Below are 5,103 nucleotides of genomic sequence, written 5' to 3' on the forward strand. Positions count from 1 at the left end.
CCCCGGCCCCGCCCCCCCCCCCACCCCGCCCCCCGCCCCCCCCGCCGCCCCGGGGGGGGCCCGGGGGGGGGGGGGCGCGGGCCCCCCGCCCCCCCCCCCCCCCCGTCGCGTTCTTCCCCTTCGTACCCCCGTGGATCAGCCGGTACGGGCCTGCCGGCGGCTCGGGAAGCCGTGGGTGCGGGCCGCGACGACCACGGCGAGGGTCGGGACGAGCAGGGCGAGCACGGTCCAGGGGAAGGCCGTGGTGCCGACCAGGCCGAGCAGGACCCCGCCGAGTACGCCGCCACCGGCCATCGCCGCGTTCCACCGCGTCACGAGCATGGCCTGGGCGGCGTCCGCTGCCTCGCCGCCCGCCTCGCCGACGGCGGTCTGGAGCAACGTCGGCGCGCCGCCCCAGCCGAGCCCCCAGAGCGTGACGGCCGCGTAGACCGGGGCGGTGTGGTCGGAGAGCGCCGCGAGTACGGTGGCCGCCGCCGCGAACAGCAGGGTGCTGGCGATGGTCAGGGCCCGCAGGTGGCGGGCGATGAGGCTGCCGACGATCCAGATGCTGAGCAGCGAGGCGCCGCCGAAGACCAGCAGCACCACGTCGGTGGAGCCGCCGAGGCCGAGGTGGTCGAGGTAGCTGGCGATGTAGGTGTAGAGCACGGTGTGGGCGAGGACGAAGACCAGGGTGACGAAGAGGACCGGGGCGACGCCGGGTACGGCCAGCGCCCGCAGCAGGGGGGCGCGGGCTCCGGGGCGTTGGCCTTCCTGGTCGGGTACGGCGGCGGCGATCCAGCCGAGCAGCGCGAGGGTGAGTGCGGTCATCAGCCCGAACGTGGCCCGCCAGCCGATGGCGGAGCCGAGGAACGCACCGGCGGGCACGCCGAGCGACAGGGCCAGTGGGATGCCGGTCATCACCAGGGCGATGGCCTTGCCGCCGAGGTGGGCCGGGACCAGCCGCCTGGCGTAGCCGGCGAGCAGCGCCCAGGCGAGGCCGGCGGCGACCCCGGCGAGGAACCTGGCGGCCATGGTGAGCAGGTAGTCCGTGGACAGCGCGGTGACGGTGTTGGCGGCGGCGAACCCGGCCATCGCGGTCAGCAGCAGCCGCTTGCGGCGCCAGCCCGCGGTGGCGGCGGAGAGCGGGAGCGCGGTGAGGGCGGTGCCGATGGCGTAGATGGTGATCGACTGGCCCATGGCGGATTCGCTGACGCCGAGGCTGCCGCTCATGGCGGGCAGCACGCCGGCCGGCAGGGTCTCGGTGAGGCTGGTGATGAAGACGGCCGTGGCCAGGGCGAGCAGGGCGGCGTACGGGAGTCTGGTCGGGGTGACGGGTGGCTGGTCGTTCGGCGGCCGGTGCTCTGGTGCGTGGTTGTCCCGGTCCTGGTCGTGCTGCGTCTTGCCGTTCAGTGCTTCGTCGTACCGCGCGCGGTCGGTCGTCTGCGGGGTCGTGCGGGCGGTGGCGGGGGACTGGTCGGGGGTGTGGTCGGGTGTGCTGTGCGGGGTGTGGGTGCGCATGCTCGGTATGCTCGAACCGTCACATTGATGTGAAGGTCAAGTCGGGGCGTGCGGGGGCGGGCGGATGCGCATCGGAGAGTTGGCGGAACGTACCGGTACGCCGCGGCGGCTGCTGCGCTACTACGAGGAACAGGGCCTGATCGTCCCGTACCGCTGCGCGAACGGCTACCGGGCGTACGACGAGCGCTTCGTGGATCGGGTGTTGCAGATCAGGGGGCTGCTCGACGCGGGGCTGCCGACGCGGATCATCAAACAGATCCTGCCCTGTCTGGACAAGCCGCGCACGATCCACTTCCCGGACGCAACGCCGGAGATGCTGGCCACGTTGGAGGGCGAACTCTCCCGGATGACCTCCCGCATCGACTGCCTGACCCGCAACCGGGACGCCATCGCGGAGTACCTGGCCGTGGTGCGGACCACGGCCGCGGAGAGCGGGGCCGCGGCGGGGTGACGGCGGGGCGGCGACGGTTGCCCCGTGGCGAGGCGCCTCGCTGCCTCGCCCCGCCCCGCGCGCCCGCCGCCGCGTCCAGCGCCTCCCGCCTCGCCTCCCGTACGCGCCCGCGCCCGCGCGAGGGCGCGCGAGGTCACGCGCTGGTGAGGACGACCAGTTGGCGGGTGGCCCGGGTCATTGCGACGTAGCGGTCGACGGCACCTTCGACGCCCTCGCCGTACGCCTGTGGGTCGACCACCACGACCAGGTCGAACTCCAGGCCCTTGGTCAGCTCGGGCGGCAGTGAGCGGATGCGGGGGGTGGGTGTGAAGGTGGGGGCGCCGATGACGCAGCCGGTGCCGTCGGGGTTGGTGGCGAGCCAGTCGGCGAGGATCGTGTCGAGTTCGGCGGTCGAGCCGTGGTGGACGGGGGCGCCTTCGGTGCGGATGGAGGTCGGCACGTTGGCGTCCGGCAGGGCCGTGCGGATGACGCGTTCGGCCTCGGCCATCACCGGCTCGGGCGTGCGGTAGTTGATGCTGAGCGAGGAGACTGTGACCCGGTCGAGCCCGACCCGTTTCAGGCGCTGTTGCCACGACTCGGTGAAGCCGTGCCTGGCCTGGGCGCGGTCGCCGACGATGGTGAAGCTGCGGGAGGGGCAGCGCAGCAGCAGCATCTGCCATTCGGCGTCGGTGAGTTCCTGTGCCTCGTCCACGATGATGTGCGCGAACGGGCCGGCCAGCGGCTCCCGTTCGGGCCCGGTCAGCGCGTCGTGGTCGATCAGGCCGTCCTGGAGGTCGCGGCCGTGCAGCATCGTCACGGCGCCCTCGCCGTCGTCGTCGGCGGCCAGCAGCCCGTCGATCACATCGGCTCGGCGGGCCCGTTCGGCGGCGACGGCCGCTTCCTGGCGGCGCTTGCGCACGGAAGCCTGCGGGTCGCCGAGGCGCTGCCTGGCCGCGTCGAGCAGTGGCAGGTCGGCGACGGTCCAGCCGTGGTCGGCCGGCCGGTGGAGCGCGCGGACGTCCGCCGGGCTCAGCCAGGGGGCGCATCTGCGCAGGTAGGCGGGGACGGACCAGAGGTCGGAGAGCAGGTCGCCGGGTTCGATGAGCGGCCAGGCGCGGTGCAGGGCCCGGGTCAGTTCGGGGTGGTTGAGCAGGGTGCGGCGCAGCAGTTCGGGGGTGGCGTCGCTGTCGTCCTGGTCGATGAGTGCGGTGATGAGTGCTTCGCGGATCTGGTCGTGTGCCTCGTTGTGCGGGGTGCCGGGTTCGACGGCGGCGAACGCGGTGGCCCAGTCGTCGGGCCCGATCCACAGGTCGGCCCAGTGGGTGCTGATCTCGGTGGCTTCGGTGGGCGGCTCCTCGTAGAGGGCGACGGCCGGTTCGACGGCCCGTACGAGGTCGGCGGTGGACTTGAGCGCGGCCACCTGCGGGTCGCGTTCCTCGGTGGCCGCCGCGCCCTCGGGGAGCAGGTCGCGCAGGGTGCAGGTGCGGACGCCTTCTTCGCCGAGGCTGGGCAGGACGTCGGCGACGTACGACAGGTAGGGCTGGTGCGGGCCGACGAACAGCACGCCGCCGCGGCGGTGGCGAAGGCGCGGGTCGGCGTAGAGCAGGTGCGCGGCGCGGTGCAGGGCGACGACGGTCTTGCCGGTGCCGGGGCCGCCGTCGACGACGAGCGCGCCGCGCGAGCCGGCCCTGATGATGGCGTCCTGGTCGGCCTGGATGGTGGCGAGCACGTCGCGCATCCGGTCCGACCGGTCGCCGCCCAGGCTGGCGATGAACGCGGACTGGTCGTCGAGCGCGGCGTGCCCGGCCAGGCCGTCGGTGGTGAACACCTCGTCCCAGTAGTCGCTGACCCGGCCGCCGGTCCAGCGGTAACGGCGGCGGCTCGCCAGGCCCATCGGGTGGGCGTGGGTGGCGGCGAAGAACGGTTCGGCCGCCGGTGAGCGCCAGTCGAGCAGCAGCCGGTGCCCGGCGTCGTCGGTGAGGCCGAGGCGGCCGACGTACACCGGCGCGCCACCGTCGGCCGGGACCATGTGCCCCAGGCACAGGTCGAGCCCGAAGCGGCGCAGGGTGCGGAGCCTGGCGGTGAGTTGGTGGATCTCGACGTCCCGGTCGAGGGCTGCGCGGCCGATGCCGCCCGGTGCCTTGCGGGCTGCGTCGAGGCGGCCTTCGAGTTCGGCGATCGAGGTTTCGAGGCAGTGGGCGATGGCGGCGAACTGCTGCTCGTCGTCGCCGATCAACGCCGCCGCGGCCTTGCCCGCCAGCCGGTCGGGGAGCCGGAACGCGCTGGTGGTGAGGGGGTTCATGGCATCAGCTCCGGTGCGGGGTCGGCGCCGCGGCGGCCCGTGGTGCGGCTGTGGGCTCGGCGCCGGTGTGCGCCCGTACGGGGTGGGGAGCCGCGGCCGGGCGACCGGCATACGGCTCGATGGCGGACAACAGCCAATGCACTTCGCGTATCTCGCAATTCTGTGGGTTCCGCTCTCGGTCCGCGGATTCTGCCCCACCGGAGGGGCCTTGCCGCAAGGCCCCCCGTGCGCTATACGTTGAGAGTGGCGAGGGGTGGGAACTCCCCTTCGCGGGCGGCGCCGACGCCGCAACCTTTCTCTCTGTGGGGGTCGCTCCCCGTTCTGGGTGTGTCTTGGGCGTGCCCTGGGTGTGTTGGGTCTGTTGCCCCCCGCCCGCAGCTCGACAGCTCCGCAGCTCGACAGCCTCGTGGCTGAGTGGCTCGGCAACCCGGTGGATTTCCTGCGCCCGGTGGGTCGTACGCATCGGGCTGTACGGTGGCCTGTCCTGGCGGTAACTCCCTTGTGAGTCAAGGGTGTTGGGGCTGGCTGACTGGCTGGCTGGCTGGCTAGTCGGTCGGCCGGGTGGGTGGCTGATTGGCTCGCTGGGTTGGGGTCTCGGGTTGGTCCGGCGGGCGGGTCACCTTCGTAGGCGGGTGTGTGGGTATGTGGGTGTGTGCGGGATCGCTGTGGGAACCGGCGGCAGCCCCCCCCGCATGGGAAACGGCGACAGCCACCCCCACCCGTAGGGGAAGCGGCGGCAGTCACCCACCCGCGTGGCAAACGGCGACCGCCCCCCCCCCGGGGGGGGGCGGGGGGCGCGAGGGGGGGGGGGTTTAAAAAAAAACCCGCCCCCCCCCCCGGCGCCGAAAGGGGGGTGGGGGGGGGGGGGGTATAA

Annotated in this window: 3 protein-coding genes; 1 reads left to right on the forward strand and 2 read right to left on the reverse strand. The window is 73.6% G+C overall.

Features of this window, described 5'->3' with window-relative positions; all coding sequences use genetic code 11:
• Window positions 1-135 precede the first annotated feature (135 nt).
• Window positions 136-1,497: an MFS transporter gene (locus AAHZ94_RS28170; RefSeq protein ID WP_349996346.1), complete on the reverse strand. Its 1,362-nt coding sequence runs from the start codon at window positions 1,495-1,497 to the stop codon at window positions 136-138.
• 64 nt (window positions 1,498-1,561) lie between these two features.
• On the opposite strand from AAHZ94_RS28170, the gene AAHZ94_RS28175 reads away from it, so the two are divergent.
• On the forward strand, window positions 1,562-1,948 hold the full coding sequence (locus AAHZ94_RS28175) for a MerR family transcriptional regulator (RefSeq protein WP_349996347.1): 387 nt from the start codon (window positions 1,562-1,564) through the stop codon (window positions 1,946-1,948).
• A 133-nt stretch (window positions 1,949-2,081) separates the two neighbouring features.
• Here the strand turns inward: AAHZ94_RS28175 and helR are convergent, their stop codons facing one another.
• Complete coding sequence (gene helR, locus AAHZ94_RS28180; RefSeq protein WP_349996349.1) at window positions 2,082-4,229, reverse strand: RNA polymerase recycling motor ATPase HelR; 2,148 nt, start codon at window positions 4,227-4,229, stop codon at window positions 2,082-2,084.
• Between the last annotated feature and the right edge of the window lie 874 nt (window positions 4,230-5,103).

The sequence above is a fragment of the Streptomyces sp. HSW2009 genome, from assembly GCF_040240285.1.
Taxonomy (GTDB): domain Bacteria; phylum Actinomycetota; class Actinomycetes; order Streptomycetales; family Streptomycetaceae; genus Streptomyces.

Coding starts and splice junctions, on each gene's coding strand:
- AAHZ94_RS28170 (WP_349996346.1), bottom strand. CDS start 1,497: ATGCGCACCCACACCCCGCACAGCACACCCGACCACACCCCCGACCAG.
- AAHZ94_RS28175 (WP_349996347.1), top strand. CDS start 1,562: ATGCGCATCGGAGAGTTGGCGGAACGTACCGGTACGCCGCGGCGGCTG.
- helR (WP_349996349.1), bottom strand. CDS start 4,229: ATGAACCCCCTCACCACCAGCGCGTTCCGGCTCCCCGACCGGCTGGCG.